The 24766-nt window shown below is 67.4% G+C and carries 24 protein-coding genes; 13 read left to right on the plus strand and 11 right to left on the minus strand.

All coding sequences use genetic code 11. The features are described from left to right. Positions 1-91: 91 nt before the first annotated feature. Entirely contained in the window at positions 92-508 is a 417-nt protein-coding gene (locus ACTXG5_RS21050; RefSeq protein ID WP_445160633.1) for a nitroreductase family deazaflavin-dependent oxidoreductase, read from the plus strand. A gap of 132 nt (positions 509-640) precedes the next feature. Here ACTXG5_RS21050 and ACTXG5_RS21055 read toward each other — a convergent pair whose 3' ends face one another. Next, a complete protein-coding gene (locus ACTXG5_RS21055) occupies positions 641-1669 on the minus strand; it encodes a zinc-dependent alcohol dehydrogenase (RefSeq protein WP_445160634.1) in 1029 nt (342 codons plus the stop codon). Positions 1670-1710: 41 nt separating this feature from the next. Between ACTXG5_RS21055 and ACTXG5_RS21060 the strand changes: the two genes are divergently transcribed. Beyond that, complete coding sequence (locus ACTXG5_RS21060; RefSeq protein ID WP_445160635.1) at positions 1711-2277, plus strand: TetR/AcrR family transcriptional regulator; 567 nt, start codon at positions 1711-1713, stop codon at positions 2275-2277. 2 nt (positions 2278-2279) lie between these two features. Here ACTXG5_RS21060 and nadC read toward each other — a convergent pair whose 3' ends face one another. From nadC to nadA, 3 genes are read right to left on the minus strand one after another with little or no spacing between them, the layout of a single operon-like run. After that, entirely contained in the window at positions 2280-3134 is an 855-nt protein-coding gene (nadC, locus tag ACTXG5_RS21065) for a carboxylating nicotinate-nucleotide diphosphorylase (protein WP_445160636.1), read from the minus strand. Next, entirely contained in the window at positions 3131-4696 is a 1566-nt protein-coding gene (locus ACTXG5_RS21070; protein ID WP_445160637.1) for an L-aspartate oxidase, read from the minus strand. The genes nadC and ACTXG5_RS21070 overlap by 4 nt, the downstream gene beginning before the upstream one ends. After that, positions 4696-5745, minus strand: coding sequence for a quinolinate synthase NadA (gene nadA / locus ACTXG5_RS21075; protein WP_445160638.1), 1050 nt, complete (start codon positions 5743-5745; stop codon positions 4696-4698). The genes ACTXG5_RS21070 and nadA overlap by 1 nt, the downstream gene beginning before the upstream one ends. Positions 5746-5802: 57 nt before the next feature. On the opposite strand from nadA, the gene ACTXG5_RS21080 reads away from it, so the two are divergent. Both ACTXG5_RS21080 and ACTXG5_RS21085 read left to right on the plus strand, forming a co-directional pair. Further along, on the plus strand, positions 5803-6525 hold the full coding sequence (locus ACTXG5_RS21080; RefSeq protein ID WP_445160639.1) for an NUDIX hydrolase: 723 nt from the start codon (positions 5803-5805) through the stop codon (positions 6523-6525). Between the two features lie 111 nt (positions 6526-6636). Further along, entirely contained in the window at positions 6637-7977 is a 1341-nt protein-coding gene (locus ACTXG5_RS21085; protein WP_445160640.1) for a lipase family protein, read from the plus strand. Between the two features lie 5 nt (positions 7978-7982). Here ACTXG5_RS21085 and ACTXG5_RS21090 read toward each other — a convergent pair whose 3' ends face one another. Genes ACTXG5_RS21090 through bioB form a run of 3 tightly spaced genes read right to left on the minus strand, consistent with a single transcriptional unit; the run spans position 7983 to position 9916 of the window. Then, complete coding sequence (locus ACTXG5_RS21090) at positions 7983-8624, minus strand: DUF2567 domain-containing protein (protein WP_445160641.1); 642 nt, start codon at positions 8622-8624, stop codon at positions 7983-7985. After that, the gene (gene bsaP / locus ACTXG5_RS21095) at positions 8621-8848 is read right to left on the minus strand and encodes a biotin synthase auxiliary protein BsaP (RefSeq protein ID WP_445160642.1); all 228 of its coding nucleotides are present in this window, start codon (positions 8846-8848) and stop codon (positions 8621-8623) included. Before bsaP ends, ACTXG5_RS21090 begins: the two co-directional genes overlap by 4 nt. Before the next feature lie 30 nt (positions 8849-8878). Next, the gene (gene bioB, locus ACTXG5_RS21100) at positions 8879-9916 is read right to left on the minus strand and encodes a biotin synthase BioB (RefSeq protein ID WP_445160643.1); all 1038 of its coding nucleotides are present in this window, start codon (positions 9914-9916) and stop codon (positions 8879-8881) included. Between the two features lie 174 nt (positions 9917-10090). Here bioB and ACTXG5_RS21105 point away from each other — a divergent pair, with 174 nt between their 5' ends. The 5 genes from ACTXG5_RS21105 to ACTXG5_RS21125 all read left to right on the plus strand — a co-directional run bounded on the left by ACTXG5_RS21105 (position 10091) and on the right by ACTXG5_RS21125 (position 14859). Beyond that, positions 10091-10270 (plus strand): hypothetical protein, encoded by a 180-nt coding sequence (locus ACTXG5_RS21105; RefSeq protein ID WP_445160644.1) that lies wholly within the window; start codon positions 10091-10093, stop codon positions 10268-10270. 105 nt (positions 10271-10375) lie between these two features. After that, positions 10376-12208 (plus strand): hypothetical protein, encoded by a 1833-nt coding sequence (locus ACTXG5_RS21110; protein WP_445160645.1) that lies wholly within the window; start codon positions 10376-10378, stop codon positions 12206-12208. A 3-nt stretch (positions 12209-12211) separates the two neighbouring features. Continuing rightward, positions 12212-12574 (plus strand): hypothetical protein, encoded by a 363-nt coding sequence (locus tag ACTXG5_RS21115; protein ID WP_445160646.1) that lies wholly within the window; start codon positions 12212-12214, stop codon positions 12572-12574. Then, the gene (locus ACTXG5_RS21120) at positions 12571-13923 is read left to right on the plus strand and encodes a hypothetical protein (RefSeq protein ID WP_445160647.1); all 1353 of its coding nucleotides are present in this window, start codon (positions 12571-12573) and stop codon (positions 13921-13923) included. Before ACTXG5_RS21115 ends, ACTXG5_RS21120 begins: the two co-directional genes overlap by 4 nt. 87 nt (positions 13924-14010) lie before the next feature. Continuing rightward, the gene (locus ACTXG5_RS21125; protein ID WP_445160648.1) at positions 14011-14859 is read left to right on the plus strand and encodes an aldo/keto reductase; all 849 of its coding nucleotides are present in this window, start codon (positions 14011-14013) and stop codon (positions 14857-14859) included. Positions 14860-14863: 4 nt separating this feature from the next. Here the strand turns inward: ACTXG5_RS21125 and ACTXG5_RS21130 are convergent, their stop codons facing one another. Genes ACTXG5_RS21130 through ACTXG5_RS21145 form a run of 4 tightly spaced genes read right to left on the minus strand, consistent with a single transcriptional unit; the run spans position 14864 to position 18509 of the window. Then, on the minus strand, positions 14864-15373 hold the full coding sequence (locus ACTXG5_RS21130; protein ID WP_445160649.1) for a 2'-5' RNA ligase family protein: 510 nt from the start codon (positions 15371-15373) through the stop codon (positions 14864-14866). Next, complete coding sequence (gene bioD, locus ACTXG5_RS21135; protein WP_445160650.1) at positions 15373-16053, minus strand: dethiobiotin synthase; 681 nt, start codon at positions 16051-16053, stop codon at positions 15373-15375. The genes ACTXG5_RS21130 and bioD overlap by 1 nt, the downstream gene beginning before the upstream one ends. After that, positions 16050-17198, minus strand: a complete 1149-nt coding sequence (locus tag ACTXG5_RS21140; protein ID WP_445160651.1) for an 8-amino-7-oxononanoate synthase — start codon at positions 17196-17198, stop codon at positions 16050-16052. Before ACTXG5_RS21140 ends, bioD begins: the two co-directional genes overlap by 4 nt. Before the next feature lie 6 nt (positions 17199-17204). Further along, complete coding sequence (locus ACTXG5_RS21145; RefSeq protein WP_445160652.1) at positions 17205-18509, minus strand: adenosylmethionine--8-amino-7-oxononanoate transaminase; 1305 nt, start codon at positions 18507-18509, stop codon at positions 17205-17207. 62 nt (positions 18510-18571) lie between these two features. Here ACTXG5_RS21145 and ACTXG5_RS21150 point away from each other — a divergent pair, with 62 nt between their 5' ends. From ACTXG5_RS21150 to glgX, 4 genes are all read left to right on the plus strand, one after another. Further along, the gene (locus ACTXG5_RS21150; protein ID WP_445160653.1) at positions 18572-19066 is read left to right on the plus strand and encodes a hypothetical protein; all 495 of its coding nucleotides are present in this window, start codon (positions 18572-18574) and stop codon (positions 19064-19066) included. A 344-nt stretch (positions 19067-19410) separates the two neighbouring features. After that, on the plus strand, positions 19411-20229 hold the full coding sequence (gene ripD, locus ACTXG5_RS21155) for an NlpC/P60 family peptidoglycan-binding protein RipD (RefSeq protein ID WP_445160654.1): 819 nt from the start codon (positions 19411-19413) through the stop codon (positions 20227-20229). Positions 20230-20331: 102 nt separating this feature from the next. Then, positions 20332-22509: an acyltransferase family protein gene (locus ACTXG5_RS21160; protein WP_445160655.1), complete on the plus strand. Its 2178-nt coding sequence runs from the start codon at positions 20332-20334 to the stop codon at positions 22507-22509. A gap of 97 nt (positions 22510-22606) precedes the next feature. Beyond that, positions 22607-24766, plus strand: a complete 2160-nt coding sequence (gene glgX / locus ACTXG5_RS21165; protein ID WP_445164528.1) for a glycogen debranching protein GlgX — start codon at positions 22607-22609, stop codon at positions 24764-24766.

The following is a 24766-nucleotide window of genomic DNA, read 5'->3' on the forward strand; positions in this document are numbered from 1 at the left end:
GTCCCAGAGGAACTCAAATCAATTACCGACCGGTACAGTGCCGGTATTCAGGCCCACACCCGCGTTTACTACGTTCCGTAAGGGAGCCGGCATGTCCGCAAAGGATCATCCGAACAACGCCCCGGGCATTCCGATGGTGTATCCGACATGGTTTGAGAACTTCCAGGTCAAATACGTCAACCGGGCGCTGAAACCGATCGCCCGCTTCCTGCCCGGGACCGCGACCGCGACCGTCGAGCATCGCGGCCGCACGTCGGGCAAACCGTACAAAACCATCGTCACCACCTACCGCAATGGCAACGTGCTGGCGATCGCGCTGGGCCACGGCAAGACCGACTGGGTGAAGAATGTGCTGGCCGCCGGCCAGGCTGACCTGCACTATGCCCGCCGCGACGTGCACATCATCAATCCCCGGATCCTGCCGGCCGGATCCGACGGCACCGGCTTGCCCGGGCTGGTGCGCTTGCAGTTGCGCCGCATGGCGGTTTTGGTCAGCGATATCGCCTGACCAGCCGGCCGCTGCGGCGTCCAGTGTGCGCTGGGGGCTTCGGGTGTGCGCTCAGGGCGTGATTTGGCCGATTTCGCCGCCCAGGACGCACGCTCAACGCCGTGGACGCACACTCGACGGGACGCGCCGGGCCTACGCCCTGGTGAAGACGGTCTTGCCGGTCATCGTCGGCCAGACCGAGGGAGCGTCTTCCCAGGACACCACCCGGTCGACGGCCGGCGACAGGTCCAATCCGTTGGCGAGCAGCTCGAGCACCTGCGGGATCACGGTGCGCGCACTGACGCGTCCGGTGATGAACTGCACTCCGCGGGTGTACATCGGCAGCAACGGCATTTCCACCTTGTATTCGGGATAGATCCCGGTGTCGGTACACACGCCGTCTGCCCAGGTCGCGCGCAGAGTTGCGGCAAGCAACGCAGAATCGCCGCTGGTGTGCACAGTGACGGGATACGGGTCCCACGCCTTGTCCGGCTTTGCGCGATCGTGGACCGTGGCGCCGAGCTTCTCGGCGGCCGCCAGGCGCTGGGGATCGGTGTCGACATAGTCGACGTGGGCGCCCAGCGCCGCCGCGATGGCCGCCGCGTACAGCCCGATCGATAGCCGGCCGACCACCAGGACGCGGCGGTCAGCCGAATCGAGCCGGGCCAGTTCCGCGGCATAAGGCCCGACGGCCCGCCAGCCGTCGGGGATGTTGTCCGACAGGGACGCGATCGCGACGGGTTCGACGGTGTCGGGGACCGGGATCAGCATCGCGTCGGCGTAGGGCACCAGCAGCAGATCCGACATGAAGCCGCCACCGTCCAAGCCGGCAATCGGGGCCATGCCATACATCGCCATCAGCGGCATCGAGCCGCATGAACCCGTCACGCCACGGCGACATTCGCGGCAGGTCCCGCAGCTGATCTGAAACGGCACCACCACCCGGTCGCCCCGCTGAACACCGCGCACATCGTCACCCACCGCGATGACCTCGGCCAGCCCCTCATGCCCGACGGCATAACCAGGCTGCAGCGGTAACCGTCCATGGCAAACCGCGACATCCAGGTCACAACAGGCGACCATCAACGGCCGAACCAGCGCCTGTTCCGGCGCGGTGATCTGCGGGTCGGGCACCTCGCGCCACGCGTATCGCCCGGCTTCCTCGAAAATCAGCTGCCTCATCTCAGCATTCTTGAGTGATCATTCAAGTATTGTCAAGAGCTATGCCGAGACCCGATCGCAGCCGCGCAGCGCTGATCGACAATGCCGCCACGTTGTTCCGGCGCCAGGGCTATGCGGCGACCGGACTCAACCAAATCCTCGACGTGGCCAGTGTCAAAGCCGGTTCGCTTTATCACCACTTCCCGCAGGGCAAGCAGCAGCTCGCCGCGGCGGTCGTCGAGTCCGCCGGCACCGACATCGAGCAACTGCTGCGTCGATTCCTGTCCACCGGCCGTCCGGTGGCCGACATCGTCGATCGTTGGATCGACCTACTGGTCGCGGGGCTGGCCGGCGACCACCGCGACGGCTGCCCCATCGAACCGATCGCCACCGAGTCGGTGAATGCCAGCCCGTTGGTGCGGGCGGCGTCGGCGCGCGCCTTCACGGGGTGGTGTGCGGCGATCGAGGATCGGCTGCGCTCCGACGGCTGGTTGGGAAACGACGCGGAAACCGTGGCACTGGCCGTGATCTCGTTGATCGAGGGATCGCTGATCCTGTCCCGGATCGTCGGTGATGTGGCCGCGCTCAATGCCGCCAAGCCCGCGGCACGCTCATTGCTGGGTGGCTAGCCCTACATGTCCAGACCGATATCGAGCACGCGTACAGAATGGGTCAACGCGCCGACGGCCAGGTAGTCCACTCCGGTGCCGGCATAGTCCGCCGCGGTTTCCAGGCTGAGCCCGCCCGACGACTCGAGCAGGACGGCCGGGGCGCGGGAGTCGCGACGCTGCACGGCAATCTGGGTCTGCCAGGCCGGGAAGTTGTCCAGCAGGATCAACTCCGGCTTCTCGGGCAGCACCTCGTCGAGCTGTTCGAGCGAGTCGACTTCGACCTCGCACGGCAGGTCGGGAGCGGCCTCGCGCACCGCCCGCAGCGCTTCGACGACCGATCCCGCGGCCGCGACGTGGTTGTCCTTGATCAACGCGGCATCACCCAGGCCTAGGCGGTGGTTGACCCCGCCACCGATCCGCACCGCGTACTTCTGCAGCGCGCGCATGCCGGGCAGCGTCTTGCGGGTATCGCGGACCTGGGCCTTGGTACCGCTGACGGCCTCCACCCAGGCCGCTGTCGTGGTGGCGATCCCCGACAAGTGACAGATCAGGTTCAGCATGGTCCGCTCGGCGGTCAATAGGCCGCGGGTCTGCGCCCGCACGGTCAAGACCGGCTGTCCCGGCTGCACGCGGGCGCCGTCCTCGACGCGGTCGAGCACCTGGTAACCGCCGGCACCGAGCACCTCGTCGAGCACCAGCAACCCGACGTCCAATCCGGCGATGATGCCGGCCTCCCGTGGCACCATCGCCGCCACGGCGGCGCCGTCGGGCACCGTCGCGAGCGTGGTGATGTCGGGCCCGTAACGCAGGTCCTCGTCGAGACCACGCCGAACGATGTCCAGAGCTACAGCGAGTTCGCCGTCGGACAACGTCATGACACTTCCGCCAACGCTTCGGCACACACCCTGTCATCCGACCGGACCACGATGCTGCGGGCCTTCTCCGACGCGGTGTCCGGGTAGTCCGCACGGTGGTGGCAGCCCCGGCTTTCGTTGCGGGCCAACGCCGCAGCGGCCACCGCGCGAGCCGTCAGGGTCAGCGCCACATCCTCGAAATCGCGCCGGCCCTCGATAGGGCGAACCCGCGCCCGCGACAACGTCTCGGAGAGGCGTTGCAGCCCCGCGGCATCGCGCACGACCGACGCGTCTCGGGTCATCGCGGTTTGTAGTTCGCGGCGTTTCGACGCGGTGTGGGCAATCGGCTCCGGCGCGGTCGCGGGCATCCGCCCCGCCTCCAGAGCATGCGCGGCCGCGGCTTTCCCGGCGCGGCCACCGACGACCAAGCCTTCCAGCAAGCTGTTGGACGCCAAGCGATTCGCGCCGTGCATCCCGGTGCGGGCCACCTCACCCGCGGCAAACAGTCCGGGCAGCTCGGTGTGACCGTGCACGTCGGTGACCACGCCGCCACAGCTGTAGTGCGCGCCCGGAACAACCGGGATGGGCTGCCGGACGGGGTCGACGCCAGCGGCCCGGCATGCGGCGGTGACGTTGGGGAATCGGGCCTCGAAGCCCTCGATACCGCGCGCGTCAAGGTAGACGCATTCATCGCCGGTGGCCCTCAGCCGCGCGTCGATGGCTCCCGCGACGACATCGCGCGGCGCCAGGTCGCCCATCGGGTGAACGCCCGCGGTGACCGAATTGCCTTGCCGGTCAACCAATACCGCACCCTCGCCGCGGATGGCCTCGGTGATCAGCGGCCGGCGACCGCCGGCTTGGCCACCGAACAGCATGGTGGGGTGGAATTGGATGAACTCGAGGTCGCTGACCGGGAGACCGGCCCACAATGCCAAAGCGATTCCGTCGCCGGTGGATCCGTCGGGATTGGTGGTCGCGCTGTAGAGATGCCCGAGCCCGCCGGAGGCCAGGATCACCGAGGGTGCGCTGACGATCCCGATACCGTCCGGATTGCTCACGGCCACCCCGGTGACCGCCGTGCCGTCGTGCAGCACTCGCAGCGCCAGGTGGCTGGTGCGGATGTCCAGCGTGCGGGCAGCGTGGTCGAGCGCGCGCTGGACCTCGGCGCCGGTGGCGTCGCCCCCGGCGTGCACGATGCGGCGACGCGAGTGCCCGCCTTCGCGGGTCAGCGCCCACTGGCCCGCCGTAGATTCGTCGAATCGCGCGCCGTCCCCGACCAATTCGAGGACCGCGCGGTACCCGTCGGCGACGATGGAGTGCACCGCGTCGGGATCGCACATTCCTGCGCCCGCGGCCAGGGTGTCGGCGACGTGAGCCTCGACGGAGTCGTCGTTGTCGGGCAGCACGACCGCGATACCGCCCTGCGCGTAGTGCGTTGCGGTGACCCCGTGGGTCTGGTCGGCCTTGCTGAGGACGACGACGTTGCGGCCGGCGCGATGGGCGGCCAGCGCGGCGGCCAATCCCCCGACGCCCGTGCCGATCACGACGACGTCGGCGGTGTGTGTCCAAGCGGGACGGGTCATCATTCGCCGCCGCCCGGCTGGCCGATCTCTATCATCCGCTGCACGCTGCGCCGGCCCGCTGCCGCGATCTCCGGGTCGACGTGAACCTCGTCTGCGCCCTCCACCAGGCAGCGCAGCAGCGCCGCGGGGGTGATCATCTTCATGTATTTGCATGAGGCCCGGTCGTTGACCGCGCGGAAGTCGACTTCCGGTGCGGCCCGGCGTAATTGGTGCAGCATGCCGACCTCGGTAGCGACCAGAACCTCACGGGCGCGGGTCTGGTGAGCGGCGTCGAGCATGCCGCCGGTGGACAAGATCTTGACGCGGTCCGCCGGGAAGGCGCCCTCGCCGGCGAGATACAACGCCGAAGTCGCACAACCACATTCGGGATGTACATAGAGTTCGGCATCGGGATGGGCGCGGGCCTGCGCGGCGAGCTCGTCGCCGTTGATTCCGGCATGCACATGGCATTCGCCAGCCCATACGTGCACGTTCTTGCGGCCCGTCACCCGGCGGACGTGGGCGCCCAGGAATTGGTCCGGGCAGAACAACACCTCGCGATCGGGGTCGATCGACTCGACCACGTCGACCGCATTGGACGAGGTGCAGCAGATGTCGGTAAGCGCCTTCACCGCCGCGGTGGTGTTGACGTAGGAGACGACGACGGCGCCGGGGTGCTCGTCTTTCCAGGCGCGTAAATCGTCGGGTGTGATCGAATCGGCCAGCGAGCAGCCGGCTCGCTGATCCGGGATGAGCACGGTCTTGTCCGGGCTCAAGATCTTGGCCGTCTCGGCCATGAAGTGCACGCCGCAGAACACGATGGTGTCCTCCGGCGCATCGGCGGCAATCCGCGACAGCGCGAGCGAGTCTCCGACGTGGTCGGCGACGTCCTGGATGGCGGGCAGCTGGTAGTTGTGCGCCAGCAGGGTGGCACCGCGCAGCTCCGCCAGACGGCGGATCTCATTGGCCCACTGCGCATCACCGTCCACGCCGCCGTAGCCGGCGTGGGAATTGGTGATATTGGCGATCATGTCTTCGGCGAGCGTGTCCATGCGATTCAAGATCGTCACGGCGGCTCCTTTCGGCCGTGTTAGTGCCGGTGGGGTTTTCGACTTATAATCGAAAACATGGCCCATATTAGCACCGCCCACGAAGTGCTTGCGGTCGTATTCCAGGTTCGCCAGGCCACCGAGCAGGTTAAGGGAGCCTCCCGGACGGGAAAACCGCAGCTTAACGTGCTGTTATGGGAGCGTGCCCGCGATCCGCAACGAGGCTCCTGGTCGCTGCCGGGCGGCCAGCTGCGCAACGACGAGGACATGACCACTTCCGTACGTCGCCAGCTGGCCGAAAAGGTGGATCTGCAAGAGCTGGCCCACTTGGAGCAGCTCGCGGTGTTCTCCGACCCACACCGCGTGCCGGGCGAGCGGGTGATCGCGTCGACCTTCCTGGGCCTGGTGCCCTTCCCCGCCACCCCGGAGCTGCCCTCGGACACCCGGTGGCACCCGGTGAGTTCGCTGCCTCCGATGGCGTTCGATCACGGCCCGATGGTGACGCACGCTCGCACCCGACTGGTCGCCAAGATGTCGTATACGAACATCGGGTTCGCCTTAGCACCAAAGGAATTCGCACTCTCCACGTTGCGCGACATCTACGGCGCTGCGCTCGACTATCAGGTGGACGCGACCAATCTGCAGCGGGTACTGGTCCGCCGCGGCGTGATCACCCAAACCGGCACCATCGCGCAGTCGGGTCGCAGCGGCGGCCGACCGGCCGCCTTGTACCACTTCACCGATTCGCAGCTGCGGGTCACCGACGAATTCGCCGCGCTTCGGCCGCCCGGCCTGCCTTGATCAGCGCCACGCGCGTCCGTGTGACGAGAAATCGCTCACAACCTGGCCATTACGTTTTGGTTACCGCCCGTTCATGCGCGAAAATGCCGGATGGCCAAGAAGGGATCCTGAATGGTTGAACTCGGCAATTTGGCAGGTACCGACGGTGCGGACTGGATCGGTCGGCCTCCACACGAGGAACTGCAGCCCAAGGCGCGTCCGCTGCCGCCCACGGACGACCCGTTCTACCGGCCGCCGTCCGGCTTTCAGCACGCCGAGCCGGGGACCGTCCTGCGCTCCCGCGACGTCGAGCTGGCCTTTCTCGGCCTGATTCCACAACCCGTGTCGGCCATCCAGCTGCTCTACCGGACGATGGACATGAACGGGCAGCCCGAGGCCTGCGTGACCACCGTGATCGTCCCGGCCGACCGCGCGCCGGGGCAGATCTGCCCGTTGCTGTCCTATCAGTGCGCGATCGACGCCATGTCGTCGCGCTGTTTTCCGTCCTACGCGCTGCGCAGAAGGGCAAAAGCTCTCGGCTCCATTGCCCAGTTGGAACTTTTCCTGATCGTCGCGGCCATCGCCGAGGGCTGGGCGGTCTCGGTGCCCGACCACGAAGGCCTGCTGGGCATGTGGGGAGCGCCGTACGAACCCGGCTACCGCACCCTGGACGGCATCCGCGCCGCCAGGAACTCCGACCGGGTCGCGTTGTCGCCGTCGGCACCGATCGGGTTGTGGGGGTACTCCGGCGGCGGGCTGGCCAGCGCCTGGGCCGCCGAAATGTGTGCCGACTACGCACCCGAGCTGGACATCGTCGGGGCGGTGCTGGGATCGCCCGTCGGGGATCTGGGCCACACCTTCCGCCGGCTCAATGGCCATTTTTTCGCGGGTTTGCCCGCGATGGTGGTGGCCGCGCTCGCGCACGTCTACCCGGACCTGGACCGGGTCATCAAAGAGCACACCAATGACGAGGGACGCGCTCTGCTGGAGGGGCTCGAGACGATGACGACGGTCGGTGCCGTGCTGCGGATGGCCGGCAAGAACATGGGTGACTACCTCGACGAACCGCTCGAGGACATCCTGTCGTCGCCCGAGGTGTCGCATGTCTTCGACAGCATCAAGTTGGGTGTCGCGACGCCGGCACCGCCGGTCCTGATCGTGCAGGCCGTGTACGACTACCTGATCGATGTGCACGACATCGACGCGCTGGCCGACGCCTATTCGGCCGGCGGCGCCGACGTCAGCTACCACCGCGACGCGTTCAACGAGCACATGCTGCTGCATCCCCTGTCGGCGCCGATGACGCTGCGCTGGCTCACCGACCGCTTCGCCCGCCGGCCGCTGAAGGACCACCTGATCAGGACCGCCTGGCCGACGGCGTTCAACCCGATCACCTACGCCGGCATGATTCGGCTGGGTGTCATCGCGGCCAAGGTCCTCACCGGCCGAAAGATCCGTCGCCGCCCGCTATAAGCCCGCTATGAGACGGAGGCTTCCGGCTCCCTCGGCAGCGTGTGCGACAGCTCAGCGGTAGGCCCTGAGCTGCCCAGGTCGTCACGCGCACTTCCGGCCGCCAGCAGCGAATACACCAGCGCGGCGACGGCGGCGGGCCACAACAGCGTGGTGGCCATCTGCAGGGGCCCGAGTCCGAAGAACACCGGCGGCGCCTGGATGATATAGCCCACCGACGGGTGTCCCAGCAGCGGAACCTTGTCGATGTCCAGCGCGCCATAGCGCACCAGGACCAGCACCACCCCGACCGCCGAGGCCACCGCGGCGGCGCCCACCATGCCGACCGTCAGCCCGATGACCATGCCCGGCCCCCGAAGCCGGCGCCACTGCCAGGCCAGCACCGGCGCCACGACCGCGAGCACCGTCAACAGACCCAGCATCAGGCATGGCACGTCGAAGAAGTGCTGGGATTCGTCGCCCAGGTAGTCGTGCACCCGCTCGCCCGCGCGGGTCATCGCCACCACCAGATGGATCGGCGGGGCCATCCACGCCCACAGGCCACCGACTAACACCCCGCTCGCCGAGAGTCCAAGCGCTGCAAGGACAATCGCGCGCACCCGCGACGGGGCGGCGACGTGGACAGACTCGGGAGTCGCGGGTTCGGTCATCGCTGCGCCTCCAAGTCGGCCGAGTCCACCTCGCCGTGCCGCGAGCATCGCGCCCGCCAGCCGTCGGGGCGAACCTGGACGATCATCCGGCGCCCACATTCGGCGCAGAAGCGCGGGGGTTCAAGGCCCAATTGGGCGGCCGTGGGCACTGCGGTACCCCCCAATTCCCCGGTGTAGACGTTGTAGACGCCGGCGCTGACCGGGGCGCCCAGATCTCCAACCACAAGTCTTCAACCTAGCCGCTGGAAGCTGGCTTACAGACTCGCATTGAGCGCCTTGATGGGCATCTGCAGATCCTCGAGCAGTTCCAGGTCTGCTTCGGCGGGGCGCCCGAGCGTGGTCAGGTAGTTCCCGACGATGACGGCGTTGATGCCGCCCAGGATGCCCTGCTTGGCGCCGAGATCGCCCAGGGTGATCTCCCGGCCGCCGGCGAAGCGCAGCATGGCGCGCGGCAACGCCAGCCGGAATGCGGCCACCGATTTCAAGGCCTCGCTGGCCGGCAGCACCTCGAGGTCGCCGAACGGAGTGCCGGGCCGCGGGTTGAGGAAGTTCAGCGGCACCTCGTCGGGGTTCAATTCGGCGAGGTCGGCCGCGAATTCCGCACGCTGCTCCAGGGTCTCTCCCATGCCGAGGATGCCGCCACAACAGACCTCCATGCCCGCGTCGCGCACCATCGTCAACGTCTGCCAGCGCTCTTCCCAAGAGTGGGTGGTGACGACGTTGGTGAAGAACGAGCGAGCGGTCTCCAAGTTGTGGTTGTAGCGGTGCACGCCCATCGCCGCGAGCTCGTCGACCTGCTCGGCGGTCAGCATGCCCAGTGAGCAGGCGACGTTGATCTCGACCTCATTGCGAATCGCCTCGATACCGGCCGCGACCTGGGACATCAGCCGCTTGTCCGGACCACGCACGGCGGCCACGATGCAGAACTCGGTGGCACCCGACTTCGCGGTTTGTTTGGCCGCCTCGACGAGGCTGGGAATGTCCAGCCAGGCGCTGCGCACCGGCGAGGCGAACAGGCCCGACTGGGAGCAGAAATGGCAGTCCTCAGGGCAGCCACCGGTCTTGAGGCTGATGATGCCCTCGACCTCGACCTCGGGGCCACACCAGCGCATCCGCACCTCGTGGGCCAGCCCCAGCAGTTCCTCGAGGCGCTCGTCGGGCAGCAGCAGCACCTCAAGCACCTGGTCCCGGCTCAATCCCTCGCCGCGCTCCAGAACCTGCTGCCGGGCTACCGCCAGAATGTCTGCTTCATGCCCGGCTTCGGCCGTGGGTCGAGTTGCCGCTTGAGTCACCCAGTACTCCCCTGCATCTTTATCGCGTCCGCGCGCTGCGGTCACATCCGCCACAACGTCGTGGCAGCCTGAACGAAACGGTGTTCAAAGTAGGGTAACGGCCCGCACGTACGCGCCCGCGATGTGGGCGAGCCGGGACCGAGGAAATGGCGTCGGCAGGGGTATACGACGACGATGGCTGCTCCACATGTCGAGTACCTGGCACACCACTGGATTGTGTTGGCGGTGCCGGCCTTCTTGCCTGCGGTGATCGTCGTCGCCGTGGTCCTGTACGTCGCGTTGCGGGACCGCCGCGCCGGCCCGGCCGACGATTCCCAGGAGCCAGCCAAAGCTACCGACGAGAAGGGTGATTGACAGGCCCAAAATCGGGGCATTACACACTGGATCTTGAACCTACCTGGCAGTAAGAAGTGTTCGCTGGAGCAAATCTTCCTGGACCACCCGGGGCAGTAGGAGGACATGACAATGGTGTCAACGGGACTACCGCTTCTCGCCGAGCCGTCGGCCCGCGGTGCCGGACTCAACCAGGTGATCGGGCTCTCGATCGCCGCCATGGTGATCACCTTGGTCATGTTGTGGGTGGGGTATGCCCACCGCACCCACCGCATCACGTGGTTGGCCCGGATCGCCGACAAGCTGGGCGAGATATTCCACCGGCCCAGCTGGGTGGCGCTGCCGGTTTTGGTGTACACGACGTCGATCATTTGCGCCCTGTTCGGGTTCATCTGGGACGTCAGCTGGCACATCGGCAACGGACGCGACCCCGGGCCGCTGGCCAACCCGGCGCACTACTTCATCATCATCGGGCTGTTCGGAATTTTCTTGGCGGGAATGACGGCGATCGTCCTGCCCTTCGACCAGCCCGGCCCGGCGGCGGTGCGCATCACGCGCAACTGGCATGCCCCGGTCGGCGGCGTGCTGATGGCCGGCTGCGGGCTGTACGCGATGACCGGGTTCCCGCTCGACGACGTCTGGCACCGCATCTTCGGGCAGGACGTCACCCTTTGGGGCCCAACACATTTGATGATGATCGGCGGCGCCTGCTTCTCGCTTTTCGCGGTGCTGATGCTGGAGCGCGAGGGCGAGGAAGGGGACGACGTCCACCACGGCGTCTTCATTACGTTCCTGCGCTACTTGTCTTTCGGCGGAATGTTCATCGGCCTGTCGGTCTATCAGATCGAATACGACTTCGGCGTCGAACAATTCCGTCTGGTGTTGCAGCCGATGATGATCGCGTTTGCCGCCGCGGTCGCGGCCATCGCCGCCCGCATTACCATGGGCCGCGGCGCGGCGATCATTTCGGCGTTGTTCGCCATCGCCCTGCGCGGTGGGGTCGCATTGATAGTCGGCCCGATTCTGGGCGCCCCGATCAACTGGTTCCCGCTGTATCTGGGCCCCGCGGTGGTGGTCGAGCTGTTGGCACTGACCCCTCTGCTCAAGCGCCCCTTGGTTTTTGGTGCCATCGCCGGCCTGGGTGTGGGCACCGCCGGGCTGTGGCTGGAGTCGCTGTGGATCGGGACGGTCTACCACTATCCGTGGCCAGTCAGCATGTGGGGCGAGGCCCTGGCGATGGCCGTGCCGGTAGCCGTGCTGGCAGGTCTGTGCGGGGCGCTGTTCGGCATGGTGCTCACCGGCCAACGCCTGCCGAGCCGCCCGATCGGCATCTCGATCGTGGTGGTGACGGTGCTGGCGATCGGCGGCGCGGTGGCCAACGGATTGCACATCGTTGTGCCGCAACAAGATAGCGCCACGATTACGTTGACGGACCTGCCCAGCGCTCCCGGACAGCGCATGGTATCGGCCGATGTGCAGCTAACGCGGCCGGATATGGTTGCCCAACAGCCGGATTGGGTGACGATTCTGTCCTGGCAGGGCCGGATGGAGAACCAGCGTGGTCTGGTAATCGACCGGCTCGAACGAGTCGGACCCGGGCACTACCGCTCGACCCAACCGGTTCCGGTCTGGGGATCGTGGAAGACACTGCTGCGAGTTCAAGACGGCTACACGATGACGGGCGTGCCGATCTATGAGCCGGCCGACGACGCCATCCCTGCACCCGAGGTTCCCGCCCTGTCGTCGATCCACCGCCCGTTCGTGCAGGAAGTCACCATCCTGCAGCGCGAACGCGACCAGAACGCCCCGGCTTGGTTGTTTACCGCCGGCTCGATCCTGGTACTGATCTTCACGCTGATGGTTATCGCCGGCCTGACCTGGGGGGCGGGCCGCCTCGGCAACGCCGTCAACGAGCCGGAACCGGTTGAGGAGAAGCAACCACTACCCCGGGCGGCGTAGGCGATGACGTTGCGCAGCACGCTCATTGCGGCGTGGGTGACAGTGCTGATGTGCGGCCTGATTGCCTGTGGCAGTCACTCGCCGAGCCAGCCGCCGGGGGCCCTGAACATCGACGTCACCATCGCCCACGGTCAGGTCACCCCGACGAACGCGATGCTGCAGGCAAAGGTCAAGCAGCAGATCACCCTGCATGTCGCCAGTGATGCCACCGACGAGCTGCACGTGCACTCGGTGCCCGATCACAAGTTCCAGGTCGCGGCCCAACCCAACCAAGTGTTTCACTTCAGCGTCGACGTCCCCGGCAACGTCGACGTGGAGCTCCACCACCTCGACCGCACGATAGCGACCATCTCAGTCGTGCCGTGACGGCGGTGCTGGCGCACGGTCTGGGCGGTTCGAGCGATCTTCCGGTGCCCTACGCCTACGCGATGGTCGGTGCGGCATGGGCGTTGACGTTCACCTTCGCTGTGGTCGCCGTCGCCTGGCGCCGACCGCGGTTCGATCCGGAGGCGCCCGGCCACCCGCTGCCGGCGTGGGTGACGACGCTGGTCGACGCCCGCGCGACGCGCTGGACGATCGCGGCTGCGGCCCTGGCTTTCGCGCTGTGGGTGGTGGCGGCCGGGGTGTGGGGCCCGCAGACCCAAGCCAACGGGCTGCTCGGGGCGTTCTATGTGCTGCTCTGGGTCGGGCTGGTCGCGCTGTCGCTGGCTTTCGGACCGGTCTGGCGCGTGCTGTCACCGATGCGCACGGTATACCTGCTGCTGCGGCGCGCCGTGCCGGAACGGCTGAGCCGGCCGCGGCTGTCGTACCCGGAGAGCTGGGGATACCGGCCGGCCGTGGTGGGGCTGTTCGCGTTCGTCTGGCTGGAATTGGCGAGCCCGAACTCGGCAGCACTGCCGTGGGTGCGGGCCTGGTTGCTGGTCTACGCGGTGGGGTTGCTGGTCGGGGCGTGGCTGTGCGGGCAGCGCTGGCTGGCCAGGGCCGACCCGTTCGGCGTGTACAGCATGGCGGTTTCGCGGCTGTCCCCGTTTCGTCGCTCGGCGACGACCGGGCAGATCGTCGTCGGTAACCCGTTCGACCATCTGCCGTCGCTGCCCGTGCGACCGGGTGTGGTTGCGATGCTGGCCGTCCTGCTCGGGTCGACGGCGTTCGACAGCTACTCGTCGTCGCCGACCTGGCGCAACTTCGCCGACCGGCTGTCCCACCTCGCCCACGGCGTGCCGGTGCCACTGTCATCGTCGGTGCTGCGCACCGTCGGGCTGCTGGCGTTCATTTCGGTTGTCGCACTGACCTTTTCGCTTGCCGCCCGGGCAACAGGCGGGCTCGACCGCGAGCAGCGACGCGCACTGCCCGGCCAGCTGGCGCACTCGCTGGTCCCGATCGTGGTGGGGTACATCTTCGCGCACTACCTGTCCTACCTGGTCGAGCGCGGACAGCAAGCCGTCATCGCCCTCGCCGATCCGTTCGGGCACGGCTGGAATCTGCTGGGGCTGGCGCATCTGCAGGTGGCCTACGTGTTGTCCCAGCACCCGCCGGTGCTGGCCGGCATCAAGGTGGCCTGCGTGGTGACCGGGCACATCGTCGCGGTGATCGCGGCCCACGACAAGGCGCTGCGACTCCTGCCGTCCGGCCATCAACTCACCGGACAGCTCACCATGATGCTGGTCATGGTCGGTTACACCTTCACCGGCCTGTACCTGCTCTTCGGGGGCTAGCGTCCGCGCTTGAGATGTCTATCGATCGGTACCCTCGGGGAGGCCACTACAGACCGCACTTCACGAAGCCGCCAGGAGGCCATCCACATGAATTCCGTCCCGTCGATCACGCTCAACGACGGCAACGCCATCCCCCAGTCGGGTTTCGGCGTCTTCCAGATCGACCCCGACGAGACCGCCGCCGCCGTCCGGTCCGCGCTGGAGGTCGGCTACCGGCACATCGACACCGCGGAGATGTACCGCAACGAGAAGGGTGTCGGCCAGGGCATCCGCGACGCCGGGCTGGACCGCGCCGACGTGTTCCTCACCAGCAAACTCAACAACGGATACCACCGGCCCGACGACGCCCGCCGCGCGTTCGACGCCACGCTGAGCGCGCTGGGTTCTGATTACGTCGACCTGTTCCTGATCCACTGGCCGCTGCCCACCCTCTACGACGGCGACTTCGTGTCTACCTGGATCGTGTTGGAGGAGTTCGCCAAGGAGGGCAGGGCGCGCAGCATCGGCGTGTCGAACTTTCAGGTACCTCACCTGAAGCGGCTCGCGGAGGGTTCGGAGACGGTGCCCGCCGTCAACCAGATCGAGGTGCACCCCTACCTCGCCAACGACGAGGTGCGCGCCTACGGCAGCCAGCACGGAATCGCGACCGAGGCGTGGTCGCCGATCGCGCAGGGCAAGGTGCTCGACGACGAGGTGATCACCCGCGTCGCCGAGGCACACGGCAAGACGCCGGCACAGGCGGTGCTGCGCTGGCACATCCAGCGTGGTGACATCGTGTTCCCCAAGTCGGTGCGACGTGAGCGGATGCAGGAGAACTTCGACATCTTCGGCTTCGAGTTGACCGCCGCCGAGATGGACGACATCAGCGGCCTCGACCGTGGCGAGTCGGGCCGCACCGGCGCCCACCCCGACAGATTCGACTACATCCCCGACTGACGGCTCAACCGAGCGGATACTCGGCACGCTGGTTGCCGTCCCAGCGGCGCAGGCCGGCGACGCTGCCCTCGATACGCGTCGGCCGGCCCGCGATGCACAGCGCCCGTTCCAGCTGGGCGCCACCGACCCGGCGCGCCAGCGTGACGTGCGCGGTCCACTGGCCGGGCAGGCTGTTGGCCATCGGCGCGGGCGCCAGCTGCGGAAGGCACAGCCGGTGCACCTCGGCGTGTAGCGCCAACAGCTCGCGGGTCGGCACCAGGAGCCGGGCGAGCACGGCACTGTCTCGGCCGAACAGCACCGGCGCCCCGATCAGCGCGCTCAGCGGAAGCCGCGTGCGCACCGGACCCAGCAGCTCGTCGACCTCGCTGGAGATGGATTCGGCGACGGCCAGTGTGACGTGCGGGCGGCTGGCGGGGGCCTGACTGGGGATCCCGGCGCCGGCCAGCTCGTCCCAGATCCGGCGGACCGCGGCCTCGGTGTCGCCGTCGAAAACCAGCTCGATCGAATGCACCATCAGCGCACCAGCGAACTCACCCAGTCACGGTCGAACGCCGCGGCGCTCATGCTCGCAAAGTCGTCGACGGTCATCGTGCCGGCCCCCGCGGGCAGCGCGGCCCGCACCGGGGCCAGCCGGTCCAGGGCCGAACGGTTCGAGGTCTCCACCACTCCGGGCTGTCGCGGCCAGCTGCCGATCACCAAACCGGCAGACGAAACACCTTGTCCGGCAAGTGATTCCAGAGTAAGCGCGGTGTGGTTCAGCGTGCCCAGCTCTGCGGTGACGGTGACGAGTACCGCGGCCCCCAGGTCGACGGCGAGATCACGCAGGGTGACGCCGGCGTCGGCGAGTTCGACCAGCAGCCCGCCGGCACCCTCGACCAAGGTGAGCCTGCCCGGGCGGTCCAGGTCGCGGATCAGCCGCAGTAGATGCTCGCGGGTGGGCAGTGGCAGACCGGCCTGCTCGGCCGCGGCCAGCGGCGCCAGTGGTTGCCGATATCGCGCCAGCCCGGCGATCTGGGTCACCCCGGACAGCCGAGTGACCTCGGCCAGGTCATCGTCACCGGAGTCGGTGCCGGTCTGAACGGGTTTGCACACCGCGACGTCGATGCCGGCCTGACGCGCGTGACAGGCCAGGGCCGCGACGGCGACCGTCTTGCCCACCCCCGTGCCGGTGCCCGTGACGACCAGGACGGTCAACGGCGCGCCACGGCAAGGACGTCGGTCAGCACGCGGCGCGCCACGTCCAACTCGGCGGCATCCAGGGAAGCGCGCGCCGAGAGCCGCAGCCGCGACGTCCCGGCGGGCACGGTCGGTGGCCGGAAGCAGCCCACCCGCACGCCGGCGTCCAGGCAGGCGGTCGCGGCGGCCACCGCCACCTCCGGCTCCCCCAGAATCACCGATACCACCGCCGACTGCGGCAACTCGGGTACGTCACAGATCCGGGCCAGTTCGCGGGCATGCCGCAACACCGCCTCGGGCCGCCAGGCCTCGGTGCGCAGTACGTGCAACGCGGCCAGCGCTGCACCCACCGCGGCGGGAGCCAACCCGGTGTCGAAGATGAACGGGCGGGCCGCATCGATCAGGTGTGCGCGCACCTCCGCGGGGCCCAGGACCACGCCGCCCTGGCTGCCAAGCGCCTTGGACAGCGTCGTGGTCATCACCACGTCGGGTGCGCCGGCGAGCCCCAGCTCGTGCAGCAGTCCGCGGCCGCCACCGCGCACGCCGAGCCCGTGGGCCTCGTCGAGGATCAGCAACGCCCGGTGGCGCCGGCACACGTCGTGCAGTTCGCGGACGGGGGCCAGCGCGCCGTCGGCGCTGAACACCGAGTCGGTGATCACGACGGCCCGCTCCTCGTCGCGGGAGGCCAGGGCCGCATCGACCGCGCCGACGTCGAGGTGCGGCGTCACCACCACCCGCGCCCGCGACAGCCGGCACGCGTCCACCAGCGAGGCGTGCGAATGCGCGTCGGAAACCAGCAGCGAACCGGGTCCCGAGAGGCCGACGACAGCGCCGAGGTTGGCCGTGTACCCCGAGGAGAACAGCAACCCCGCGGCGGCGCCGACGAAGTCGGCGAGCTCGGCCTCGAACTGCTGGTGCAGTTCGGTGTCGCCGGTGACCAGGCGGGAGCCGGTCGCGCCGGCACCCCAGATCCGCAGCGCCGCGACACCGCCTTCAATCACGTCGGGATGCTGGGACAGACCGAGATAGTCGTTGGACGCCAGATCCAGCTCGGTGGCGACCGCCGGGCGCGGCCGCAGCGAGCGACGCAGCCCGGCCTGCCGGCGCTGCTGTTCGACCGCCTCCAGCCAGGCCAGCGGGGAAACCTCGATCGGTGCCTTCATCGCCGTTCAGCCTACGAGTCGCGCGACCTCGACCATCGCGGAGGTGATCTGGGCAATCTCGCCGGCCGGACAAATGTAAGGCGGCATCGCGTAGATCAGGTTGCGGAACGGGCGCAGCCAGATGCCGTGGTCCAGCGCCGCGGGGGTGGCAACGGCCAGATCGACCGGTTCAGCGCATTCGATGACGCCGACGGCGCCGCACACCCGTACGTCGGTCACACCGGGCAAGGCCCGCGCCGGTTCCAATCCGGCGATCAAGCCCGCGGAGATCTCAGCGATCCGTGACCGCCAATCCTGGCCCAGCAGCACCTCGACGCTGGCCACCGACACCGCGCAGGCCAGCGGGTTGGCCATGAACGTGGGGCCGTGCATCAGCGCGCCGGCCTCCCCTGAGCTGATCGTGTGCGCGATGTCGGTGGTGCACAACGTCGCGGCCAGGCTGAGGTATCCGCCGGTCAGTGCCTTGCCGACGCACATGATGTCCGGACTCACGCCGGCGTGGTCGGCAGCGAACAACTCGCCGGTGCGGCCGAACCCGGTGGCGATCTCGTCGAAAATCAGCAACACCTGGTGCCGTCGGCAGATGTCACGCAGGTCGCGCAGATAGCGGGGATCGTGGAAGCGCATGCCGCCGGCGCCCTGCACGACGGGCTCGACGATCACGGCCGCCAGCTCGGGCGCGTGGCGTGCGAGTTGCTCCTCGAATGTCGCGCTGTAGCCGGCGTCGTAGTCGCGGGGCACCTGCGGGGCGAACACCTGGGCGGCCAGGACGTCGGTCCACAGCGAATGCATGCCGCCGTCGGGGTCGCAGACGCTCATCGGCGTGAAGGTGTCGCCGTGATAGCCGCCCCGCCAGGTCATCAGCCGGTGCTTGCCGGGCCGGTCGCGGCTGCGCCAGTATTGCAGCGCCATCTTGACCGCGACTTCCACCGATACCGACCCGGAATCGCTGAAGAACACCGTCTCCAGACCGGCCGGGGTGATCTCTACCAGCAGCTGCGCCAGCCGGGCCGCGGGTTCGTGGGTCAGCCCGCCGAACATCACGTGGTTCATCGCGCCCAGCTGGGTGGTCAGCGCCGCGTCCAGGACCGGGTGCCCGTGACCGTGGATCGCGGTCCACCAGGAACTCATCGCGTCCAGCACCTCGACCGGCTTGCCGTCTCTGACCAGCGTCAACCAGGCGCCGCGGGCGCCGACGGCCACCACGGGCGCGACGGATTCACTGCCGATCGTGCTGTAGGGATGCCACAGATGCGCGGCGTCGATCGCGCTGATGTCGTCGGGCGTCAACCCGGATCTCGCCGCAGGCATAGAGACCGAGCGTAAAGCAGCCGGCTCGCACAAAACCCGGCCATCGGGGAGCATCTATCGGCATGGCGTTGCCGTACCCGTTCGAGGACCCGCACCGCGGCGAACGTGCCGGCTCCCCGCCGGCACCGCAGGAGTCCGACGATGCGGCCGATTTCCGGCCAATGACCTACGGCGCCAACGACTCTGAGGAACACAAGCCACACGTCATCCGCTTTCGGGTGGCCCCCTGGGACCTGATCGCCACGATCACGCTGTTGGTACTGCTCGTCATCCTGGCCACGGCAACGACCTGGCCGGCGAGGCTTTACGGCTTCCTCGGGGAGGTGTGCTCGGACGAGACGTGTGGACTGGTGCCGCTCGGGGTCGACATGTATATCTACCCGGTGGTCTGGGGCGGTATCGGCGCGGCCGTTGCCGCGGCGGGGATCGGTCCCTTCGTTTCCCTGCTGAAGGGCTGGTACATGTCCTTCTGGCCGGTGTTGGCCCTCGCCATCATCATGGTGAGCTCGGTGGCCGGCGACTCGCTGACGATGTTCAGCACACGTTATTGGCACTGATTCGCCCGCTGACGTTCGCTCGGCAAACGTTGCGACCGCGCACCGGTGTGAGACCGAAATCACAACTGCCGATAAAGATTTGGGCTCGGCAGTCACCGTCTGGTTACGGTCCGACACCAAATCCTTCGTAGGCCTCACCAGCTATTTTCCGGGTCCGACTTCTGTTGTAAAAGTTTCTGTAGTGACTGGTGTGACTCAACGGGTTGACCGACTGATTCACGTTCCCGCAAGGAGGCGGCGTTCGACCCCGGCGTTGGGGCCGAACGCCAGTCATGGAACGACGGCCGACGCGCCTACCGCGCCGAAGCCATAACCCGACAGGGTTCAGGAAGGTTGGAACTCCAATGAAGCGCATGTACTCGTTTGCCATCGGCCTCGCCATCCTGGCGGCCCCAGTGGCAGCCCCGGCCATCGCCGCCGCCGACCCCGGCGCCAGGACGATGGACTACCAGCAGGCCACCGACATCGTCGTCATGCGCGGTCTTTCGCAGCGCGGTGCGCCGTTCTCCTGGGCCGGCGGCGGTATCAACGGCCCGACACGCGGCACCGGCACCGGCATCAACACCGTCGGCTACGACGCCTCGGGCCTGATGCAGTACGCCTACGCCGGCGCCGGGATCAAGCTGCCGCGTTCGTCCGGCGCGATCTACCGGGTCGGCCAGAAGGTGCTGCCGCAGCAAGCACAGAAGGGCGACCTGATCTTCTACGGTCCCGAAGGCACGCAAAGCGTCTCGATGTACCTCGGAAACAACCAGATGCTGGAGGTGGGCGACGTCGTCCAGGTCTCGCCGGTGCGCGGCAACGGTATGACGCCGTACCTGGTCCGGGTGATCGGCGCCCAGGTTCCCCTGCAGCAGGCGCCGTTGCAGCAGGTCCCGGGGCAGACGCCCGCGCAGCAAGCCCCGTTGCAGCAGACGCCATTGCAGCAAGCACCGGCCCCGCAGGCGCCGCTGCAGCAACCGCCGACGCAACAGGCTCCGGCGCAGCTGCCCACCCAGCAGGCCCCGCTGCAGCAACTGCCGACCCAGCAAGCCCCGTTGCAACAACTGCCGACCCAGCAAGCGCCATTGCAGCAGCTGACGCCGGCGCAACCGGCACCGGCGCCGCAGCTGCCGAACATTCAGACGTTCTTGCAGCCGACTCCGATGGGCACCACGCGATAGGTTCGCGGCGTTTCGAACACCGCCACTTGCTCCGCTGAGCAGCATCGCCGAGAGGCGATCGTTCGGGAGCGGGTGGCGGTTTTCGGTAAATTAACGGTGATCATGCCGACCACGTCACCGTCTCCAGCGCCGGCCGCCACGGCGAACCCGGGCGCTACGGGGGTGCGTTCGACGGGGTCCCCGGGGTTCTACCGGCACGATCTCGACGGCTTACGCGGCATCGCGATCGCGCTGGTCGCCGTGTTCCACATCTGGTTCGGCCGGGTCTCCGGCGGCGTCGACGTCTTCCTGGCCCTGTCCGGGTTCTTCTTCGGCGGCAAGGTCCTGCGCGCCGCGCTCAACCCGGCAGTCTCGCTGTCGCCCATTGCGGAAGTGATCCGGCTGATCCGCCGGCTTGTTCCGGCTCTGGTCGTGGTCCTGGCCGCGTGTGCAGTGCTCACCATCCTGGTGCAACCACAAACTCGCTGGGAAACCTTCGCCGACCAGAGCCTGGCCAGCCTCGGCTACTACCAGAACTGGGAGCTGGCCAACACCGCGTCGGACTACCTGCGGGCGGGCGAAGCCGTCAGCCCGTTGCAGCACATCTGGTCCATGTCGGTGCAGGGACAGTTCTTCGTCGCGTTCCTGCTGCTCGTCGCCGGCTGCGCGGTCCTGTTCCGGGGCCGGCTCAAGGCCCATCTGCGCACGATGTTCGTGGTGCTGCTGAGCGCCTTGACCGTGGCCTCGTTCGTCTACGCGATCTTCGCTCAGCTGGATGACCAGTCGGTCGCCTACTACGACAGCTTCGCGCGGGCGTGGGAGTTGCTGCTGGGCGCCCTCGTCGGTGCGGTGGTGGCGCACATCCGGTGGCCGATGTGGCTGCGTACCGCCGTCGCCACCGCCGCGTTGGCCGCAGTCGTCTCGTGCGGGGCCCTGATCGACGGCGTCAACGAATTCCCCGGCCCGTGGGCCCTGGTTCCGGTCGGGGCGACGATGCTGATGATCCTCGCCGGGGCCAACCTGCACGGCGATCCCGACACCAGCGGCCGGATGCCGCTGCCGAATCGGCTGCTGGCCACCCGGCCCCTGGTGGAACTGGGCGCCATCGCGTATTCGCTGTACCTGTGGCACTGGCCGCTGCTCATCTTCTGGCTGTCCTACACCGGCCACAAACACGCCAACTTTGTCGAAGGCGCGGCGGTGCTGCTGGTCTCCGGGGTGCTCGCGTATCTGACCACTCAGCTCGTCGAGGACCCGCTGCGTTACCGGGCGCCGCAGGGATCGGCGCCGACGCGCGTGGCCCCGGCGATGCCCTGGTGGTCGGGGCTGCGCCGGCCGACGATGGCGTTGGGTTCGGCGGTGATGCTGCTGGGCGTCACGCTGACGGCGACCTCGTTCACCTGGCGTCAGCACGTGACGGTCTTGCGGGCCGCGGGCAACGAACTCAGCGTGCTCAACCCGCAGGACTACCCGGGCGCCCGCGCCCTGACCGAACACGTGCGGGTGCCGACGCTACCGATGCGGCCCAGCGTCCTGGAGGTCAAAAACGACGTGCCGGCCACCACGCGGGACGGCTGCATCAGTGACTTCGTCAACCCGGCGGTGGTCAACTGCCTCTACGGCGACCTCGCCGCCACTCGGACGATCGCATTGGCCGGCGGTTCGCACGCCGAACACTGGCTGCCGGCACTGGACCTGCTCGGCCACGCGCACCACTTCAAAGTTGTGACATATCTCAAAATGGGCTGCCCGTTGTCCACCGAGCAAGTCCCCCTGATCATGGGCAACAACGCGCCCTACCCGCAGTGCCGCGAGTGGGTGCAACGAACGATGGACAAGCTGGTCTCCGACCGCCCCGATTTCGTGTTCACCACCACGACCCGGCCGTGGAACGTCAAGGCCGGTGATGTGATGCCCGCCACTTACATCGGGATCTGGCAGACGTTGTCCGACAACAACATTCCGATCCTCGGCATGCGCGACACCCCCTGGCTGGTCAAGAACGGCCAGCCGTTCGATCCCGCGGACTGTTTGGCCAAGAAGGGCGGCAACGCGGCGTCGTGCGCGATCAAACGCTCCGACCTGCTCTCCGAGCGCAACCAGACCCTGGACTTCGTCGAGCAGTTCCCGCTGCTCAAGGTGCTCGATATGTCAGATGCCATCTGCCGCACCGACGTCTGTCGTCCGGTCGAAGGAAATGTGCTGATCTACCACGGCGCTCATCACCTGACCCCCACCTACATGCGGACCATGGCCCACGAGCTCGGCCGCCAGATCGCGGTTGCCACCGGCTGGTGGTAGCCCGGACAGGACACTGCGCCGCGGATAAGGTCGGTAGGTGCCGTCAACCAACCCGGCTTCCGATCCGGCCGCAGCTTCGGATGCTGCACCACCGAAAATCGTCGAGGCCACGCCCACACTGCCCACCGTTTGGCCAGGAGACGCCTATCCCCTCGGGGCCACCTATGACGGCGCGGGCACTAATTTTTCGCTGTTCTCCGAGATCGCCGAAAAGGTCGACTTGTGCCTGATCGACGAACGCGGCACCGAATCGCGGATCCCGCTCGACGAGGTCGACGGCTACGTCTGGCACGCCTACCTGCCGAACATCACGCCGGGTCAGCGTTACGGATATCGGGTGCACGGACCCTTCGATCCCGCGGCCGGCCACCGGTGTGACCCCAGCAAGCTATTGCTTGACCCGTACGGCAAGGCGTTCGACGGCGATTTCTCCTGGGGCCAGGCGTTGTTCTCCTATGACTTGACCGCCATCGACCCGGACGGCGACACCGCGATCACCGGCACTCCGCCAAGGATCGACTCGCTGGGCCACACGATGACCAGCGTGGTGATCAACCCGTTCTTCGACTGGGCCTTCGACCGTGCGCCGATGACCCCCTACCACGAGACGGTGATCTACGAGGCCCACGTCAAGGGCCTGACCCAAACCCATCCCGGCATCCCCGAGGGGCAGCGGGGCACCTATGCCGCGCTGGCCCATCCGGTGATCATCGATCACCTCAAGTCCCTCAACGTCACCGCGCTGGAACTCATGCCGGTACACCAGTTCATGCACGACGAACGGCTGCTCGACCTCGGGTTGCGAAACTACTGGGGTTACAACACATTCGGGTTCTTCGCTCCGCATTACCAGTACGCTTCGAACCGGCAGGCGGGCGGCGCGGCCGCCGAATTCAAGATGATGGTGCGCAGCCTGCACGAAGCCGGCATCGAAGTCATCCTCGACGTGGTCTACAACCACACCGCCGAGGGGAACCACCTGGGACCGACCATCAATTTCCGCGGCATCGACAACAGCGCGTACTACCGGCTTGTCGACGAGGACCTGCGGTTGTACAAGGATTACACCGGCACCGGCAACAGCCTCAACCCCCGCCACCCGCACGTCCTGCAGCTGATCATGGACTCGCTGCGTTACTGGGTCACCGAAATGCACGTCGACGGGTTCCGCTTCGACCTGGCCGCCACGCTGGCCCGCGAGCTGCACGACGTGGACCGATTGAGCGCGTTCTTCGATCTGGTGCAACAAGATCCGATCGTCAGCCAGGTCAAATTGATCGCCGAGCCGTGGGATATCGGTGAGGGCGGTTACCAGGTCGGCAACTTCCCGGGTTTGTGGACCGAGTGGAACGGGAAGTATCGCGATACTGTGCGTGACTACTGGCGGGGCGAGCCCGCAACCCTGGGCGAGTTCGCTTCCCGGCTGACCGGGTCGTCGGACCTGTATGAGGCGACCAGCCGGCGGCCCAGCGCCAGCATCAACTTCGTCACCGCGCACGACGGGTTCACCCTCAACGACTTGGTCTCCTACAACGACAAGCACAACGAAGCCAACGGAGAGGACAACCGCGACGGGGAAAGCCATAACCGGTCCTGGAACTGTGGTGTCGAGGGTCCCACCGACGACCCCGAGATCCTCGAGCTGCGCTGCCGGCAGATCCGCAACTTCTGGGCCACCATGATGGTCAGCCAGGGCACACCGATGATCGCGCATGGCGACGAGCTCGGGCGCACCCAGCGGGGCAACAACAACGTTTATTGCCAAGACTCCGAATTGTCTTGGATCGACTGGTCATTGGTGGAAAAGAATGCTGATCTGCTGACCTTCGCCCGCAAAGTCACCAAACTGCGCAAGAAACATCCGGTGTTTCGCCGGCGCAGATTCTTTGACGGCGAGCCGATCCGCAGCGGCGACGAGGTCCGCGACATCGCCTGGCTGGCGCCAACCGGCCAAGAGATGACGCACGACGATTGGAACCAGGGCTTCGACAAGTGCGTCGCGGTATTTCTCAACGGCCAGGCCATCACCGCACCCGACTCCCGGGGAGAACGCGTGGTCGACGATTCATTCCTGTTGTGCTTCAACGCCCATAGCCGCAACGTGGAGTTCGTCACACCGCACGATGATTATGCGCAAGAGTGGACCGTGGAGCTGGACACCAATCATCCCGCCGGCAATGCCGATCTGGTTGTGGTGGCCGAAGAAAAGATCACCGTGCCGGGACGCTCGGTGCTGATCCTGCGGAAGACCGCCTGA

The organism is Mycobacterium sp. Dal123C01, assembly GCF_052566995.1.

Coding starts and splice junctions, on each gene's coding strand:
- ACTXG5_RS21050 (WP_445160633.1), top strand. CDS start 92: ATGTCCGCAAAGGATCATCCGAACAACGCCCCGGGCATTCCGATGGTG.
- ACTXG5_RS21110 (WP_445160645.1), top strand. CDS start 10,376: ATGACAATGGTGTCAACGGGACTACCGCTTCTCGCCGAGCCGTCGGCC.
- ACTXG5_RS21105 (WP_445160644.1), top strand. CDS start 10,091: ATGGCTGCTCCACATGTCGAGTACCTGGCACACCACTGGATTGTGTTG.
- ACTXG5_RS21125 (WP_445160648.1), top strand. CDS start 14,011: ATGAATTCCGTCCCGTCGATCACGCTCAACGACGGCAACGCCATCCCC.
- ACTXG5_RS21130 (WP_445160649.1), bottom strand. CDS start 15,373: ATGGTGCATTCGATCGAGCTGGTTTTCGACGGCGACACCGAGGCCGCG.
- ACTXG5_RS21140 (WP_445160651.1), bottom strand. CDS start 17,198: ATGAAGGCACCGATCGAGGTTTCCCCGCTGGCCTGGCTGGAGGCGGTC.
- ACTXG5_RS21150 (WP_445160653.1), top strand. CDS start 18,572: ATGGCGTTGCCGTACCCGTTCGAGGACCCGCACCGCGGCGAACGTGCC.
- ACTXG5_RS21145 (WP_445160652.1), bottom strand. CDS start 18,509: ATGCCTGCGGCGAGATCCGGGTTGACGCCCGACGACATCAGCGCGATC.
- ACTXG5_RS21060 (WP_445160635.1), top strand. CDS start 1,711: ATGCCGAGACCCGATCGCAGCCGCGCAGCGCTGATCGACAATGCCGCC.
- ACTXG5_RS21080 (WP_445160639.1), top strand. CDS start 5,803: ATGGCCCATATTAGCACCGCCCACGAAGTGCTTGCGGTCGTATTCCAG.
- ripD (WP_445160654.1), top strand. CDS start 19,411: ATGAAGCGCATGTACTCGTTTGCCATCGGCCTCGCCATCCTGGCGGCC.
- ACTXG5_RS21085 (WP_445160640.1), top strand. CDS start 6,637: ATGGTTGAACTCGGCAATTTGGCAGGTACCGACGGTGCGGACTGGATC.
- ACTXG5_RS21160 (WP_445160655.1), top strand. CDS start 20,332: ATGCCGACCACGTCACCGTCTCCAGCGCCGGCCGCCACGGCGAACCCG.
- ACTXG5_RS21055 (WP_445160634.1), bottom strand. CDS start 1,669: ATGAGGCAGCTGATTTTCGAGGAAGCCGGGCGATACGCGTGGCGCGAG.
- ACTXG5_RS21070 (WP_445160637.1), bottom strand. CDS start 4,696: ATGACCCGTCCCGCTTGGACACACACCGCCGACGTCGTCGTGATCGGC.
- ACTXG5_RS21115 (WP_445160646.1), top strand. CDS start 12,212: ATGACGTTGCGCAGCACGCTCATTGCGGCGTGGGTGACAGTGCTGATG.
- nadC (WP_445160636.1), bottom strand. CDS start 3,134: ATGACGTTGTCCGACGGCGAACTCGCTGTAGCTCTGGACATCGTTCGG.
- ACTXG5_RS21090 (WP_445160641.1), bottom strand. CDS start 8,624: ATGACCGAACCCGCGACTCCCGAGTCTGTCCACGTCGCCGCCCCGTCG.